The organism is Polystyrenella longa, assembly GCF_007750395.1.
Classification (GTDB): domain Bacteria; phylum Planctomycetota; class Planctomycetia; order Planctomycetales; family Planctomycetaceae; genus Polystyrenella; species Polystyrenella longa.
In genome coordinates, this window is record NZ_CP036281.1 from 2,882,852 (window position 1) to 2,898,771 (window position 15,920).

15 protein-coding genes and 1 pseudogene are annotated in these 15,920 nt (G+C 48.2%); 9 read left to right on the top strand and 7 right to left on the bottom strand.

What is annotated here, in order from left to right:
* Window positions 1–76: 76 nt before the first annotated feature.
* From Pla110_RS10635 to Pla110_RS10665, 7 genes are all read right to left on the bottom strand, one after another.
* Window positions 77–832 (bottom strand): nucleotidyltransferase domain-containing protein, encoded by a 756-nt coding sequence (locus Pla110_RS10635; RefSeq protein WP_231742972.1) that lies wholly within the window; start codon window positions 830–832, stop codon window positions 77–79.
* A gap of 187 nt (window positions 833–1,019) precedes the next feature.
* A complete protein-coding gene (locus Pla110_RS10640) occupies window positions 1,020–2,405 on the bottom strand; it encodes a 3' terminal RNA ribose 2'-O-methyltransferase Hen1 (protein ID WP_144995752.1) in 1,386 nt (461 codons plus the stop codon).
* A 664-nt stretch (window positions 2,406–3,069) separates the two neighbouring features.
* Window positions 3,070–3,981, bottom strand: coding sequence for a tyrosine-type recombinase/integrase (locus Pla110_RS10645; protein WP_144995753.1), 912 nt, complete (start codon window positions 3,979–3,981; stop codon window positions 3,070–3,072).
* Window positions 3,982–4,050: 69 nt separating this feature from the next.
* On the bottom strand, window positions 4,051–4,524 hold the full coding sequence (locus Pla110_RS10650; protein WP_144995754.1) for a helix-turn-helix transcriptional regulator: 474 nt from the start codon (window positions 4,522–4,524) through the stop codon (window positions 4,051–4,053).
* A gap of 21 nt (window positions 4,525–4,545) precedes the next feature.
* Window positions 4,546–5,490: an AAA family ATPase gene (locus Pla110_RS10655; RefSeq protein WP_144995755.1), complete on the bottom strand. Its 945-nt coding sequence runs from the start codon at window positions 5,488–5,490 to the stop codon at window positions 4,546–4,548.
* Window positions 5,491–5,537: 47 nt separating this feature from the next.
* Entirely contained in the window at window positions 5,538–6,137 is a 600-nt protein-coding gene (locus tag Pla110_RS10660) for a hypothetical protein (RefSeq protein ID WP_144995756.1), read from the bottom strand.
* Between the two features lie 202 nt (window positions 6,138–6,339).
* A complete protein-coding gene (locus tag Pla110_RS10665) occupies window positions 6,340–7,215 on the bottom strand; it encodes an ArdC family protein (RefSeq protein ID WP_197440652.1) in 876 nt (291 codons plus the stop codon).
* Between the two features lie 350 nt (window positions 7,216–7,565).
* Between Pla110_RS10665 and Pla110_RS10670 the strand changes: the two genes are divergently transcribed.
* From Pla110_RS10670 to Pla110_RS10715, 9 genes and pseudogenes are all read left to right on the top strand, one after another.
* Entirely contained in the window at window positions 7,566–8,426 is an 861-nt protein-coding gene (locus tag Pla110_RS10670) for an endonuclease/exonuclease/phosphatase family protein (RefSeq protein WP_144995758.1), read from the top strand.
* A gap of 105 nt (window positions 8,427–8,531) precedes the next feature.
* Window positions 8,532–8,984, top strand: coding sequence for a hypothetical protein (locus Pla110_RS10675; RefSeq protein WP_144995759.1), 453 nt, complete (start codon window positions 8,532–8,534; stop codon window positions 8,982–8,984).
* Window positions 8,968–9,537 (top strand): alpha-ketoglutarate-dependent dioxygenase AlkB family protein, encoded by a 570-nt coding sequence (locus tag Pla110_RS10680; protein ID WP_144995760.1) that lies wholly within the window; start codon window positions 8,968–8,970, stop codon window positions 9,535–9,537. The genes Pla110_RS10675 and Pla110_RS10680 overlap by 17 nt, the downstream gene beginning before the upstream one ends.
* Window positions 9,538–9,542: 5 nt before the next feature.
* On the top strand, window positions 9,543–10,058 hold the full coding sequence (locus Pla110_RS10685) for a hypothetical protein (protein ID WP_144995761.1): 516 nt from the start codon (window positions 9,543–9,545) through the stop codon (window positions 10,056–10,058).
* 13 nt (window positions 10,059–10,071) lie between these two features.
* Window positions 10,072–11,043: a DsbA family protein gene (locus Pla110_RS22625; RefSeq protein WP_197440653.1), complete on the top strand. Its 972-nt coding sequence runs from the start codon at window positions 10,072–10,074 to the stop codon at window positions 11,041–11,043.
* A gap of 9 nt (window positions 11,044–11,052) precedes the next feature.
* Window positions 11,053–11,430: a DoxX family protein gene (locus Pla110_RS10700; protein WP_144995762.1), complete on the top strand. Its 378-nt coding sequence runs from the start codon at window positions 11,053–11,055 to the stop codon at window positions 11,428–11,430.
* Window positions 11,431–11,581: 151 nt separating this feature from the next.
* Window positions 11,582–11,827: pseudogene (locus Pla110_RS10705) on the top strand (DNA methyltransferase); the annotation flags it as partial.
* Between the two features lie 351 nt (window positions 11,828–12,178).
* Window positions 12,179–14,920, top strand: coding sequence for a DUF499 domain-containing protein (locus Pla110_RS10710; protein WP_144995763.1), 2,742 nt, complete (start codon window positions 12,179–12,181; stop codon window positions 14,918–14,920).
* The gene (locus tag Pla110_RS10715) at window positions 14,920–15,915 is read left to right on the top strand and encodes a hypothetical protein (protein ID WP_144995764.1); all 996 of its coding nucleotides are present in this window, start codon (window positions 14,920–14,922) and stop codon (window positions 15,913–15,915) included. Before Pla110_RS10710 ends, Pla110_RS10715 begins: the two co-directional genes overlap by 1 nt.
* The last annotated feature ends 5 nt before the right edge of the window (window positions 15,916–15,920 follow it).

The following is a 15,920-nucleotide window of genomic DNA, read 5'->3' on the forward strand; positions in this document are numbered from 1 at the left end:
GAAGCTGCAACTGATTCATCCTTGTAAGACGAGTCTACGGATCGTGGCATCAAGTCGTCGTTGCAGAACACGATTCTCATGGCAATTCGCCTCCGACTGCGGCCCTTCGAGCTTTGACCAGAAAGTCGTTGGCCTTCTCGTAGTCAGGACGTTCTGGCAGCTTTGTCTCTTCCATTGCTTTTTCAAATTCTTTATGGAGGGCAAGCCGCCATTTCTCTGTTTCTTCCCACTGCATTTCGCCTTTTTTAATTGCCAAGAGTTGTTCTCGATGGTCGTCCACTCTCACCGGAACGAATCCTTCTCGCAGCACATTAATTCCCGAGATAAGCAGTCGGATCAGGTGCATGACGTGTTTCCACTTCGCCTGCCCCTGATTGCGGATATCGGCCTGCATCTTCTTAAACTGCGACATGACATAGCCGTTGTAGGTCTGGTAAACTAGCCGTGACAGAAACATCGACCGCATAGCCAGTAGTTCGTCGGCCAACGGCGTGGTCTTCTCGATTAATGGTGTGTAGAGGCACTCCAGCACGTTCGGATTCGCTTTGAGTGCCAGCACGAGAAACTTTTGGATTTCCCAGTACGCCTCTTGCGTTGGTTCGCATTCGAGTTGTTCCGGCACACCATACAGCGACCATTGCAGTTCGGCAGGCGGCAAATAGAATCCACGTCGGTCGATGTCAGAATCACTGTCAGCCAAGCCGTAAGCTTGAGATCCGATGATGCACTGGAAAATGACTCGTTGGAAAAGATCAATACGGCCCGAGGAGATCTTACTATTGCCGATCTCGCCTTCCTTGAGTTTGGCCAGCAGCGTAATTTCACTTGGCATTAATATTTCTTCGACTCCATCTGTAAATCGGACCCGATAGGAATAGTCAAAGTCTCTCGGTGATTTTATCACTACGCCCACAGAGCCACGAGGATGCAGTGTTTGACCGTTCTGACCAATAACACCCTTTAATGTTACGACCTGTGATCCGACAGAGAATATCAAGTTGGCATGGTTGCTGACTCGTTTAGACACGTTCGAAAACTCCCATCTGCGTTGGTGCTCCGACCTTTTCGTCTTCTGGCCCTACTGGCAGAAATCGAACGGAGTAACCATGTTGCTCTGCAACTCCATTTGCCCAGTCCTGAAACTCCTGACGATTCCACTCGAAGCGGTGGTCAGAATGACGGAATTGACCAGCAGGGAGTGTTTTCCACATCACATTGTATTCTCGGTTCGGTGTCGTTATTAAAACCGTTCGGGGTTTGGCAAACTCAAATATAACTCTCTCGAAAGCTGACAGTCTTGGTGGGTCGAGATGTTCTATCACTTCAACGACAGCAGCAGCATCAAAACCTTCCAGTCGTTTGTCACGATAGATCAATGACCCATGTAATAAATTTAATCGTTTCCCCAGCCGTTCAGGAATTTGATCCAACTTCAATCGTTTTTGTGCCATTTCCAACGAACGAATCGACACGTCCATCCCAACAATCTGTTCAAACTGTTGATCTTGGAGTAAATCACGAAGAAGTTTTCCTTCTCCGCAGCCTAGGTCAAGAATAGTGCGGGCACCACTAGCTCGAAGTGTTGCCATGACCGCTCCGAGACGTTGATCATTTAGAGAAAAAGATGTTTCAAGCAACTCTTCTTGTACTTTCGTCAATTGATTCTCTGCTGTTTCAATATCTTGTCTCTCGTCCAGTTGGACCAGCGTCTGAGAGTAAAGGCTGGATAGGTTCTTCAAATAACGGCGAGTGATCTGCTCTTTTTCTGGGTGGGATGATAACCATCCTTCTCCTTTTGACAGCAATTTCTGCATTTCATCCTCGCCGACGAAATAATGCTTATCATTGTCGAACACTGGAATGAGGACATACAAGTGCGTCAATAATTCTGAAAGTGTCTTCGTACCAGAAATAGTGACGGAGTAATAATCACTTTCGCCCCACTCTGGGAAATGCTCATCCAGTGGATGACGTACTGCTTCAACTGAGTACCCTATTGGTTCAAAAATTCGCTGTAAAAAGTTTTCTCCACCTCGCACTGGAAGAACTTCCAATCGGGCGACCAATGGAATCGGAGTCGTGACTAGTTGCGGGCGATCTTTGCATCGACCTCCCATTGCAGTGTTAAATAATTGAGAAATTGCCACGCTCATGAACGAAGAGGCAACATAAGGGCGGTCATTGACATATTGAGCAACTTGGAAGCTTTGTTTCCCTCGGACCATCCCAACTGGGTCTACATCAAGCAGTAAACAAGCAGTGCACCGCTCTTCTGTCGCTTCAGGGTAAAAAACGTGTGCTTTACCATAGCTAAAGTCGAAGCTCTGGAACCGGTCTGGGTGTTTGTGTAAAAGGAAACCGAGATCTGTGGCTGGTTTATGTTCTGTTGTAATTGTGAGCAGCATTGGTTAGTTAAGGTTCCACTTCCGATGTAGTTAGTAATTGCAGACTTCACTCTCAAAGCACGCATCTTTCATAATGATAAGTTGGCCGCATTTCTCTCACCGATGAAAGCTAATAGCCATTGAAATTATCTGGCTTAACAACTTGAGATGCCTCAATGTCTGTCCATTGGCAGAAGAAGACTGAGTTGTTAGGAAGTATCCAGTGGATTAATTTATGACCTATTCAACCACAAATCGATCTTTGTCACAATCAAATGGAATCTCGTTAGCATTGAAATATCTGTTTCCCCGGTACAGCAGAGGGGCTCCTAGTGACGATGGGCGTCGTAAATAACCTATGATGTCAATTATGTGTGTTGCCGTTCGCTCGTCCGATTATGATCCAATTTCTTATGAATTTATTACACTTTCCAGCTCTTCCTGAGTAGTAATCGATTTTGCGGGAGAATTGACAAGGTGTTCCAGATGCTCTGGCCAAACATATTAATAGCGACGAAATACCTTTTTCTTTATTCAGACATCGAATTGTTCATCTTCTCATAAAAATGGCAGATCATCATAATGGTCATAGCTTACATTTCGCACGTTACATCCCCGTGTCTGAATGTTTTTACGTTGGACACTGAGTAGTTGATAAGGTTCAAGACGATATTTCGAACCGTAGTCAATAAACCAATCGATCCGTCGCCTCCGCCAGTTGCTCCTCAGTTCGCTGACAGTATCTTTTGGTGGTGTTCAGATTCTCATGCCCAAGTATTTGGGCAAGAGAAACCAGATCACCGGGGTTATCATCGAGAAACTGATGAGCCATCGTATGCCGGAGCAGATGGGGATGAATCTCAACACCACACAAAGCGGCATATTTATCAAAAAGGTTTCTCACTCCCCGATCCGTTAATGGTCCCCGTTCTCCGATGAATACCAATGAGGTGTCAGATGGAGGTCGCATTTCAAGCCACATGTCAATGGATCGGCGTGCAGGTAAAGGAAGTGGTACTGTTCTCTGTTTGTTGCCCTTCCCCTGACGGAAAACGACCGATCCGCTTCTCTCACTAATCATGAGGTCATCGATTTCCAGATTAACTAAGTCGCCTACTCTACAACCTGTGTAGAGAAACAGGTTGAAGATCGCTTTGGATCGGGTGTCTTGACGTAGTTCAACCTCTCGAAGAAGTCGCCGGACTTCAGAACGATTCAGCCCTTTAGGAGCAAGTGCTTGACGTTTCAGCTCTTTGACTGGTTTGGCTGGGTTTGATTCGAGGTGTCCCTTTTCCATCAACCATTGCAGCCATCTTCGGATCGACACGAGGCAACGATTGACCGTGGCGACAGCCTGTCCTTTCTCTCGTCGCAGGTAATCTCGAAAATCGGATATATCCCTTACGGTGATCCGTCTGATTGTGAACGGTTCCAGATTGGCAGTTGAGAACCATTGGGCGAATTTACGAATGTCTTGGGTCATCGCTCTTACCGTATTTCGAGAGAAGTCATGTTCATTGAGGAACCGATTGACGAGAGTCCCCTCCTCAGTACCGGCAGGAATATTTTGAAAAACATTATCGCCCGAATTCTTCACGGCTTATCTCCACAAATTAGACACTAAGTAGACATCGAATTCCCCAAACTCCACCGATAATGGCTGTTATCACCCCAGATTATCGGTGGAATCCTGACGCTTCAGATGCAGGAACACGGTTTGCAAAACGACCGACTCATCAGTTTGATTGATCCCGGTCGGGAAGCATTCACCCACTGCCTGCTCAATGTCTTTACCTTTGACATTTGTCAAACCTAGGGACGCCAGATCATTGATCAGCTCATTGTACTTCTGTGACGCTGAAGGTTGTTTCACTCTCTTTGGTTTAGAAGTAGGTGTCGCCGTTCCTCTCGAGTAAAAGAGAATCGGCTTTCCATTGACTCCACAATTTCTACGCCGGACTTCAAGACAGACTTCTTGCAGATCTTCTGGGTAGAATGGTCGTTTGTTATTTAAACGATAAAGCGGTGAGGGAAACACTCCCTCTTTAGCGAGCTGATAAAACCGAGCTCGACTCAATCGGCACATACGTGCCATCTCAGCTACAGAAACGATGGTTTTTGTTCGTATTTCGACAGACATTAGACAGAATTCCTTCGGAAATTAGACAGAGTTTGTACGCAGTTCGGACAGGTGATCCTGTCCCGCTTGCGTCAGCAGACGCTTACCTTGATCGTCTTTGGTGACCAGCCCGCTTCGTATCAGGAAGCTTTCTGTGACATTACTCACTGTTCTTGTGGGGAGTCCCAATAGGGAGGCGACCACGTTTAATCTTGTGGCTCCACCACTAACGATTTCCAGATATTTCTGCTCCGTAACGTCGAGTCCGAGGTGATCTATTCCCTCCAATTCACATCCTCGAAAAAGATGATCAGGAACGATGTGATGTTCCCCTTCGGAACGGCAAACTCGATGACACGACTGAAGCAGTCTAAGAGCAATCCGAGGTGTCCCTCGTGACCGGATTGCGATCAATGGAAAGACGGTGTTCTCAACAGACCACCCCAGTGAGAGAGCTCTTTGTTTGCATAACGTGAAGAGTTCGTCATCTGAGTAGTATTGATAACGCAGCGTTAATCTCATGCGATCCCGCAATGGTTGCAACAGGCAATGTTCATCGGTAGTTGCAAGAAGCAAAGTGAAGTCCGCAAGTGCGATGCTTTTAGGCGACTTTCCCCCGCTAACAATGATCTTTCGTTTGTCCAGTGCGAGATAGAGAGCCGTCTGATATTCCTTTTTGAGTTCGTGAGCTTCGTCGATGAAGACGATTGATTTGTCTTTCGCCGACAGTAGCACCGCATTTAGATCAGAAGGTGTCGCAATCGATTGCCCTAAGACTTCATGGAAATCACTTGCCATTTCACTGGCGATTACCTGAGCCAATGCGGTTTTTCCCAAGCCGGGACCACCCGTTAAAAGTGAGTGGTCGAAAATCTTTCCATCCATCTGGGATGCATCTAATGCCACGGTGACTTGATCAATCACCCTACTCTGCCCGATGAGATGAGCGAGTGAAGTGGGTGAAGATGAACTGATATCGTTTTTCATTTATTTCTCCTTATTCCATGAATAGGTGTCATTAACTTCATTGAAGGTCAAGTTGTGGCGACGAAATGTAGGTTGTCGAATGCTTCCCTGAGCTCATTCTCATCGAGATATCCACCTTGATCATCTCTGTTTTCAATCGCTGACGGATTGTTATCTGAGAGCCAACAGAAGACTTCATCTTCCCATCCCTCAGGTAGGTCGTATTCGTCCTTCAGTCGCCACACAGCGTCGGTAAGGTTTTCCATCGTGGCTTCCATTTCCCGTGCGCTGTAATCCTCTTCGTCGAGGATAGGATAGGTGTCCTTTCTCTCCTGCAAATCGAGGTAGGTCTTGAATGCGTCTGTGATTTGGCCGTGTCTGATAACACGAATGGAGAAACCATCAATGTGACCCACTGCCCAATGGTTATGGGATTCGAAGACCACGTCGGCATCGTCTGCTTCTGAATAAGGTGTCAATTCTCTCTCGATGACGGCTGCGTTCGACAGATCAAGAAGTCTGCTGTCTCGGTGATGGGTATAGATAATTGCCCAGTTGTCAGCGTCAGTAAGTTCTTCCATACGATCCCAGATGAAACAATCAAAACGTTTCCAGTTCCCAGCGTATTCATTGATCGCTTCTTCGTGTGATTGGTCACAAGTGGTCATCAGTGCGTTCCTTTCGATGGATTGTTGATCGTTATGAACGCTAAAGAGGTGTCCTTAATCGGCTGACAGTAGTTCGCTGTAAGTGTCGAGTATGTTATGGATTGACGACTGTCCGCTGGAATAGTGCTGGGGGCATGCTGGAACAGTGCTGGAGGTGACGAGCAAAATGAACAAAGGGGACCGAAGTCCCCTTAACTTTTACTCACGTTGTCGAAGCCAGTTGCTCGCTATAACTCAGGAGATAATCGACAGCTTTTGATGCCTGCGATGAGGCGTCAAAAATGAACTTTGGGTCGCCCTTCATTTTCTTCAGCCAGCCATCGAGATAGGCGGCGTGATTGGAGATGTTTTCAGCAAACGGGATTTCCAATTCTCCCATGAGGAAACAGGCTCCCAGTTCAGCGATGAGCTCTCCCATTTCGTATCCATACTTTTGCCGTTCCCAGTTAAGACGAGGCTCTGTCCAATGAACCAGTTCGTGAAAGATCGTTTCGTAATAACCTGCCGGTGACTCGAACTGTCCGACAGGAGGGCACTGAATGTAATCCCCACCCAATGAGTAGTAGGCAGAGCTACCGCCATAACGGATATCGGCATCCGTCGATCTGATGAGCTCTTCTGCTCTTTCGTATCGTTCGAAGGTGTCGGTAGGTTGCGGATCGCCACTGACTTGGAAACGGTCCAGCCCTTCCGTTTGTTCAACATTAAAGACGGTAAACTGTCGCATGATGAAGTAGGACTCTTTGTTTTCTTCACCATTCTGAGATACAGTCTTTCGTTCGATGGGTTTCCAGAGGACGATCTTCGTCCCCTTCTCTCCCTTTATGACCTGTCCTCCAGAAGCCTGAATCTGCTTATAGGTCGCCCACCATTTGGACTGATATCCGTGTCGCATAGCGGCGACTTGCAGGATGATCTGGTTGACTCCACGGTAACGGTCACCGGAGGATAGGCTGGTTGCCATTCCTGCATTTCGATTGCACTTCCATGGACGACGCCAAGGAAGAATTTTGCCATTTGTCAAAGAATCGATGATCTGATTGGTGATGTCGGTACGAATATCGTCTTGTTTAGTCACGTCGTTTCTCCTCGTGTTTGAGTAGTTGATAACGACGATTAAGTAGGTGTCCTTTATGGCCTTCAGATGTTGATCAGTGGATGGTAGCGAATAATTACGCTACCTTTTGCTGCCTAGACTTGGAGAACATTCCCTGAAGTATCACAGTCCAGTGCCTTGCGGATCGTAAGTGTAAAGCTGAGATGTAATCACGAGTTGCCCCATTGAAAAACCGCTATAAGATTGACTTGGTCTGGTTGAGACTCGAAAATGGTTCGGTATCTGCACTCCGACATACGATTGACCAAGCAGAATGTGATGTATTTCGCATTCTCTGGCAGAAACGACTTCTTGACCTAAGGTAAAACTCGATGAAACGACTCTTATTCGCTTTTGTGCTTCTGGCTGCGGTGGGGCAAAATGCGGTAGCTGAATCTCTGAACGTAATGACATGGAATATTCGTTACAACAATCCGAATGACGGAATCAATGCTTGGTCGAATCGGAAAGATTGGGTGGCAGAGATTATCCTCGAAAACAAAGTGGACATCGTTGGATTTCAAGAGGTGCTCGTCGAACAACTGGAGGACTTGAAAGCTCGGCTACCGGAAATGGGCGTTTATGGCGTTGGTCGGAATGATGGCAAAAACGCTGGCGAGTTTACTCCAATATTCTTCCGTAAGGATCGTTTTGATTTGCTCGACCAATCGACATTCTGGCTTTCCATGACACCCGACAAGACTGCCAGCAAGGGATGGGATGCATCCCTGCCACGAATTGCAAGCTGGATAAAGCTCAAGGATCGCCAGACAGGAACGGTCTTTTATGTGATGAATACACACTTCGATCACCGTGGAAAGCAAGCACGAACTGAGAGTGCGAAACTGTTATTGAAACAGATGCGAGAACAATTTGCTGATCACCCTGTCATTCTCACAGGCGACTTTAACACGACTCCAGACTCGCCTCCGTACAACATCCTGACTGGAAAAGACACTCAAACCCATCCAGTGTATCTTGATGCCTACAAGCATTCGGCACAGAAACCCCAAGGTCCAGATTCGACTTGGAACGGATTTAAAGCGATTGTTCCTGATCGCCGAATTGATTTCGTTTTCGTCAACAAAAAAGTTAAAGTCGAGCAATTCAAGACCCTTCAGGACCAGCGGGACGGTCGCTTCCCATCAGATCACCTACCTGTCCTCACAGAGCTTGAATTCATGCAGGAGTGACGTGGTGATACTGATTATGATGGCATCTTGAAGTCGGTAAGTCTAAAGAATGCTCTTGTACGCTCAAGGTACGAGTGAGTAGCTGTCAATGGGATGGAACATGACATGTTGAAATCGATGAATGGTTCTTCGTCATACGATAATCATCTTTGGCGAATCATCATCCGTACCGCCATTATCTGGCTCATCCTAATCGGTGCTGAAATTATCCACGGTGTCCTTCGAGCAATTACGCTCGTGTCTATGGTTGGCGAGTTCCGGTCCAATCAGATTGGAGTCTTCACCGGCTCCCTTATCATCTTTGCCATTTCCTACTTAAGCATTCACTGGATTGGTGCCAAAACGAATGATGAATTACTGCTGGTTGGGATGATATGGTTGATCCTGACCGTTTCATTTGAGGTACTATTCGGGCGTTTTGTGGCTGGATTATCATGGAAACAACTTTCCTCCAGTTACAATCTACTAGAAGGAGGACTGATGCCGATGGGGCTGATATTCCTGTTCTTCAGTCCGATGATTGCTGCTTCGTTAAGGAAATATGGTGGAAAAGATTGATCTTGCTGAAGGAGGAGTACTCTTATACGAACCAGAGTTTCTTCCTCCCACACTGTCGGAACAATACTTTGTCGAATTGCGAAATCATTGTCAGTGGGAGCAGAAGCCCGGCTTATTTGGTCACATGCAACCGAGACTGATTGCGTCCTACGGAGACGAGGGGATCAGCTACAAGTATTCCGGCGTGGTAAATACCGCCCTACCATGGACTGAGACGCTGCTGGAAATTAAAGAAAAGATCGAAGCTATCCAAGGGGAATACAACTACTGCCTATTGAATTGTTATCGGACAGGATCAGATAGCATGGGGTGGCACGCAGATGACGAACCGGAAATGGGCAACGTAATCGGCTCACTGTCGCTAGGAGCAACCCGTAAATTTAGGATTCGTCATAATGCCACCCGAGAGACGAAGACATTTCAGGTTGGAAATGGAACGCTCATCATTATGGCAGGCACTATGCAGCAGTTCTGGCAACATGAGGTTCCTAAAACGAAACGACATGTTGGCGAGCGAATCAATTTAACTTTCAGAAAGATTGTGAAGGAGTAGCGAACATGCCGGTATACCTCCCTGTCCTTCTTTTTGCATCCATTCTTTTTTTCATGGATTGCACATATGCTGCCTGTGAATCGCCGTTTGAGATCACGACGGAACATACTCAAGACAATGTTGAGGTCAGTGTCGCAGAGAAATCAGTCATCATTTCAATTCACAGTCCATTCGGAATCAGTCAATCGATCATTGAACGCAAAACAGAACACTGGCCAGAAAAGGTAATTCTGCGTCTATACCTGAAGGGGATGGAGCACCTCAAAATCACGAATGAAAAGGTGGTGCTTGAGGCTGCGGTTTCGAGTACTGATGTCCGTTTATGGATGAATGGGAAAGAAGACCTGCCTATTAACGCCCAAAGCCCGTACTGGATGGATATTCGCAAGGTCGGAAAAGATGGCAAACCTGTTTCAGAGATTCCGCTCACTGACGGATACTTTGAGATGGAGTTGCCCAAAGCGATGTTGAAGAACAATCCTAAATCGATAACGTTTAACTGGATCGACTTTTACCGCTGAACAGGGAGAGTTAATGACTATTACAGTTGATGTGATTTCGGATGTCATCTGCCCATGGTGCTACATCGGCAAACGACGACTTGAGAAAGCGATTCGTGTACTTGATGGAAAGAATCAAGTTCAGGTCCACTGGCATCCATTCCAACTCAACCCGACGATGCCGAAGGAAGGCATCCCTCGTAAAGAATATCGCACCAGAAAGTTTGGAAGCTGGGAACGGTCACTAGAACTGGATGCACAGGTCATTGCTGTGGGTGAATCCGAAGGGATTCATTTCGCATTCGATAAAACGAAACGAACACCGAATACGGTCGATGCCCATCGGCTCATCTGGCTTGCCGGTCAGAACAATTGTCAGGATGCGGTTGTTGAAGCCCTGTTCCGAGCCTATTTCACAGAAGGCAGGGACATCGGCAATCGTAAAATACTCATTGATGTCGCTACCGACGTTGGATTGGATCCCAAATCTGCCGAACTCATGTTTAACAACGATGAGGGACCGGATGTTATCTTAAAAGGTAGAGAACTCTCTCAACAGCACAATGTGGACAGCGTTCCATTCTTCATTGTTAACAAAGAAGTCACGTTGTCCGGTGCTCAGGAGCCTGAAACCTTCCTTCAAGCATTCAATGTATCCAATAACAACTCCAGACCGACAAAACTTCTTTTCGTTTGCAGCAAGAACAAATGGAGAAGCCTGACAGCAGAGCGAATTTTGGATGGTGTGAACGGGTTTGATGTAAGGTCGGCAGGTACGGAAAATGATGCTCGAATTAAGGTTACAGCGGGACACATTGGTTGGGCAGACAAGATCTTCGTAATGGAGAAGAAACACCGGCGACGGCTGGAAGCGAAGTTTGGAGATAGTCTGTCTGGTAAGGAAGTGGTATGTCTGAATATCCCAGACGACTACAAACTGATGGACCCGGCTTTGGTCGACTTGTTGTTAGAAAAACTAAGTCCCCAGATTACGATTCCTGACTAAGGGTCATTCATGCGTCAGGTAAAATCGATCTCCAAGTTCATTCTGGCGATCTTTATGATCGTGGCAGGGACGATGCACTTCGTGAACCCCGAGTTCTTCCTGAAGATTGTTCCGCCCTATCTCCCGCTTCATAAAGAACTGGTCCTGATCAGCGGCGTTTGTGAGATTCTGCTGGGTGTGATGCTGTTGATTCCCCAAACTTCTCATCTGGCGGAGTGGGGAATCATAGTCCTGTTGATTGCCGTGTTTCCCGCTAATATCTATCTCTATCAGAATCAAGAGATTCTTCCGGCCTCACCGCTCATTCACCTGCTCCGACTTCCGCTACAGGGAGTTTTCATACTCTGGGCCTACTGGCATACAGGACGGGAAGAGAGGAAACCATGAACCTGAAGCCAATCCTCCAAGCCATCCTCGAAGATTATGCCCTGCCACTTAATGGCGATCATGGCGTTACGCATTGGGCAAGAGTTCTTGAGAATGGTCGCCGGTCCATAGCGGTCAAAACTATGAGGTTGTTAACGGCAACGCAAGATGCAACGATGTCTTCGTAGCACCAGTCGGAGGCAATCCGTCATGGAACGATCATCCTGCTGTGTTCCCAGAGTCATTGGCTGATCAGTTGATAGCGACATTCAGTCAAGAAGGTAACTTAGTTCTAGACCCGTTCGTCGGCAGCGGAACAACCTGTGCCTCAGCCAAGAAGCTTGGGAGAGACTTTCGGGGATTCGACATCAGCAAAAAATACGTAAAACTGACTTTGGAGCGATTGAGTGAAGTCTAGCCCATTGAAGGGAAAGCGAGATGGTTTCTCTCAAAAACGGAACCTTGTTCAAACCAGCGATTTTGGATGAATAGAGAACTGGATCTCCCCCAGTCCGACGCTCCTTATCAAGTACTAATCTGAAGCAGTCTGTAAATTATAGTGCAAAGACACTGTAACCCATTTTGTAAGTAGTGATTTATGTTAATAAGCAGCGATTTATCAGTTGGCGGTGTACAAATACCCCTGCCTGCTTGAACATACGCACACAGTTCCGTAGACTGTTCTATTTCAAGGACTTAATGAGTATCCACTTCTCAGGCACCATTCAGTGATTTTGCGTGATCACCTGATTTATATTGGACTTTCGCTATGCTGGGCTTAACGCTCCGTGAAGAATTTCGAGGCAAGCGTCTCAAGGGGACGACTGTTGATTTCAAGAACCAGTCCGGCACCGGGGCGCTCGATGTGTCTGCCGCTGAGTTCTTAAGTATCACTTACCCTTCGCACGATCTTCTCAAGACGATTGAGGCCACCCAGCAGGGGCAGTCTCGCCCCGTCGTTCTCCTAGGTTCAAGAGGTCAGGGTAAGTCGCACTTGATGGCGGCACTTTTCCATTTGTGCCACAACTCGGAAACAGGTGCTTCGTGGCTCAGCGAGTGGGCAGAGCATCTAAAGAACCCGCAGATTGGCAATCTGAAATTGCGAAACGATTGTTTCGTGATTGCCGAGAGTCTTCATCTTCAACGATACAAGTATCTGTGGGATATTCTATTTGCGATCCACCCTAAGGGTAACTACTACGAGGGCAAATGGTCAGGAATGGGCGAGAAGAAAACGGATGTGCCCAGCTACGACTTGATGATGGAGATGTTCACCGATCAGCCGACCGTGCTGATCCTTGACGAATTCCAGACATGGTACGAAGGTCTTACCAACACTAAGCAATACCCTTGGCGGAATTGGGCATTTAACTTCATTCAGATTCTTTCTGAGATCGCTCAGAAGAACCCGGAGAAGCTTGTTCTTGTTGTCTCGGTACGTGAAGGCAACTCAGATGCTTACCAGCAGATTCGTCGTGTGAACCCCGTAGATGTGGACTTCAAAGGCCCATATGCTAAACGAGATCGTCAACGGCTTCTCTTGTACCGCATCTTCGAGAACCGGATGCAGGTTCCGAATGGCGACATTGCCAAAGCGACTGCTGCCCATGTCAGCGAGTATTTTCGACTCAGCAAAATTCCACCGCAGGAACACGAGAAGCGAACCGAGGACTTCGTTGAGTCTTACCCTTTCGCTCCACACCTGCTGAAATTGCTGGACGATCAGGTGCTTATCGCCACGGATGCTCAAGAAACCCGTGACTTGATAAAGATTCTCGTCGATCTTTTCAAGACCTACGACAGCAAAAAAACGTTGATCACCGCCGCCGACTTTTCCTTGACCAATGAGAAAAGTGGCGTGGCGTCGTTACTGGACTCCGTGGCGAACCAACTCCACAAAGACCTACGAGAAAAAGCCCTCCGTAACTACGAAGTAGTCGTCGAAGCTGTTCCCAATGCCAATACCACCATTTCCCACGCCGAAGAGATCATTAGTGCTCTTTGGCTGCGTTCGCTAACCGTCGATCAGATGGCGGGTGCCGAGCCCTACGAACTTCAAATCGACATCACCGGCGACAAGCCCATCGACGACAATCGGTTCGAAGTCGAGTTGGCGAACATCGTCGATAACAGCTTCAACATTCATCAGGTCGGTAGTCGGCTGGTCTTCAAGCGAGAGGAGAACGCTCGCTCTAAACTGATCGCACACGCTAAGAACGGCAAGCTGTTCCAGAACGGCGAAGACATCGATCATCTCGCCAAGGAAATCCGAGCCGTAATCAGCGGTTCAGAAGATGTCTCGGCGAAGCATCGTGTGGTTGTCCTAAAGAAGAAGTGGCAAGGCGATCCTTGGTCGGAGTTCGACGAAAAGCAACAGCCCAAAAGCTGGAACGATGGAAAGCTACCGCTGGTAGTCGTGCCCGACTATCCCGAAAAGCTAGAAGTCATCCTCGGTAAATGGCTCAAGGACAATATGCAGGAGAATCGCAACACGCTTCGATTCCTGCTGCCTCAGAAAGGCACCGGAAACGTTTACTATGACCGGGAACTGCTAGTTCTCGCCAGAGCCGTCTTTCTGGCGATGAAGTGGAAGACGACCGAAAAGGTCTACGCCGAACTTGAACGATCCTTTCGTAAGGACGAATTGATCCCCAAGTTGAAGAGTCGGTTCGACCGTTTCGCTTTGCTCAGCGAGTGGAACTACGCCGAACCTGCAAAGTGCCAATTCGAAGAAGCCAAGCACGATGCTCAGGGTGATAAGATTCCTGACGCTGTGGATCGTCTCGTACGGGAAGAAGTCTTCATTCCGGAAGAGTTCGAGGAATATGTTCTCAAGCTCGCCGAAAACTCCGAGTCGGTTGGCAAACTGCTCAAAGATCTAAAGGAGCCAAGACCGGGAGGCAAACCTTGCATTCCATGGCTGGGCGAGATCGCTGTCAAAGAGCGAGTGATCCGCATTTGTGCTGAGGGACAGATCGCACTGAACCTGCGAAACATGGAAATGCTTCAAGCGAAACCGAGCGAAGATCCCGACGACGCTTGGACACGCATGAAAGGCAAGCTAGGCACGGGCAAGCATCTCGATGAAACGATTATGTTGCTGCCTGACGCCGTATCCGTCAGCGGTGGAAAGACAGTTGTAACCGATCCTGTAACTGGTGAGACGAACAGTGTCGAAGTTGTAGACACGGACGGAACAGGTTCATTTATCGACACCGGTAGTACAACCACGGGCGTAACGACTACCGGTAGTGGCGGTGTTCCCGGCAATATCTTTGGTGGCGACGATGAAGTCTCAACCGTCTCCAAGAAACCCTGCTCTGCTCCTCCGACATCTGGTCTGAATCTGCTGGGTCAGGTCGAGTCATGGGGCATTGGTCCCGCTACGAACGTCAACAACGTCGCTTTGAAGATCGGAAAGATGACCGGGGCACAGCTTCAGGATCTCATCAAGGATCTGCCCGATGGCGTCACCTTCGGCTTGGACTTGGAGAAGGAGGAAGGTAACTGATGTCAACATTCAACGCCGATCTTCTCGAATCCGTCACAACAAGTTCACCGCAACAGGCATGGGGCGATATTGCCGATCATCTCTGGCAGACCTTCTCCGCTCCGATAACACCGGCTGTCGCTGAATCCGAAATAGTCAAGCGAGACCGAAGTATCATCGAACTCGAAAACACAGTATCCGGTTCTTGCTGGGACTTATGGTATCAGTTCGAATCCAGTGTCCCTAAAGCCAGTCACGGAATTGTGGAATTCTGGAATCGCATTCAGGGAGGAAAAGCGGTACTGATCCTCGATGGCATCTCGTTACGGGAAACGCCTTGGTTGCTTCAGCAAGCCAGCGACCGAGGTTACACTGTTCACACTGCTGGTCCACGTGGCTCCGAACTGCCCTGCGAAACATCTCCGTTTGCCAAGTCACTCGGCTTCGCTCAGCGATCCGCTTTGGAGAACAACGGTGCCGGTGGTGCCCACAAGCTGGCCGGTGCCGGTACGGAATCCTCCAACCTCAACTGGAAAGACTGCATCGGGCTGGTCGGTACTCAGGAAGGCTTCGTCTTCTGGCATCACTTCCCCGATGAACGAATGCACGACTTGTCGGTGCCCGGTGAAGGACTTCACAAGTTGGCCAGAGAGACGCACGAGCATCTCACATCCGATGACTTCTGGGCGTTCGTCGAACGGCTGGCGACCGGACGACGGATCATCATCACCAGCGATCACGGTTACGCCGCCTGCGGACTGTTTCCCGATCTCGTGGACAAGGAACAGGTCGATTATATGAAAAAGCTCTTCAAGAGTGGACGCACGGCGACCAGCGACAGCGACGACGGAGCATGGGTGCCGCCGATTGACCTGCGGCTGGCAACCAGCCACGGATCGCACCGTTACGTTCTCGGTCGGCGAAAATGGAAGAGTGCCGGAGGCTACCCCACACTGCATCACGGCGGCTTGTCGCTGCTTGAAGTCTTTGTCCCATTTATTGAATTAAGCAAATGACGAAG

Bases quoted from the DNA above. Each gene is read 5' to 3' on its own strand.
- Pla110_RS10635 (WP_231742972.1), bottom strand. From the start codon at position 832: ATGCCAAGTGAAATTACGCTGCTGGCCAAACTCAAGGAAGGCGAGATC.
- Pla110_RS10640 (WP_144995752.1), bottom strand. From the start codon at position 2,405: ATGCTGCTCACAATTACAACAGAACATAAACCAGCCACAGATCTCGGT.
- Pla110_RS10650 (WP_144995754.1), bottom strand. From the start codon at position 4,524: ATGTCTGTCGAAATACGAACAAAAACCATCGTTTCTGTAGCTGAGATG.
- Pla110_RS10655 (WP_144995755.1), bottom strand. From the start codon at position 5,490: ATGAAAAACGATATCAGTTCATCTTCACCCACTTCACTCGCTCATCTC.
- Pla110_RS10660 (WP_144995756.1), bottom strand. From the start codon at position 6,137: ATGACCACTTGTGACCAATCACACGAAGAAGCGATCAATGAATACGCT.
- Pla110_RS10670 (WP_144995758.1), top strand. From the start codon at position 7,566: ATGAAACGACTCTTATTCGCTTTTGTGCTTCTGGCTGCGGTGGGGCAA.
- Pla110_RS10675 (WP_144995759.1), top strand. From the start codon at position 8,532: ATGTTGAAATCGATGAATGGTTCTTCGTCATACGATAATCATCTTTGG.
- Pla110_RS10680 (WP_144995760.1), top strand. From the start codon at position 8,968: ATGGTGGAAAAGATTGATCTTGCTGAAGGAGGAGTACTCTTATACGAA.
- Pla110_RS10685 (WP_144995761.1), top strand. From the start codon at position 9,543: ATGCCGGTATACCTCCCTGTCCTTCTTTTTGCATCCATTCTTTTTTTC.
- Pla110_RS22625 (WP_197440653.1), top strand. From the start codon at position 10,072: ATGACTATTACAGTTGATGTGATTTCGGATGTCATCTGCCCATGGTGC.
- Pla110_RS10700 (WP_144995762.1), top strand. From the start codon at position 11,053: ATGCGTCAGGTAAAATCGATCTCCAAGTTCATTCTGGCGATCTTTATG.
- Pla110_RS10710 (WP_144995763.1), top strand. From the start codon at position 12,179: ATGCTGGGCTTAACGCTCCGTGAAGAATTTCGAGGCAAGCGTCTCAAG.
- Pla110_RS10715 (WP_144995764.1), top strand. From the start codon at position 14,920: ATGTCAACATTCAACGCCGATCTTCTCGAATCCGTCACAACAAGTTCA.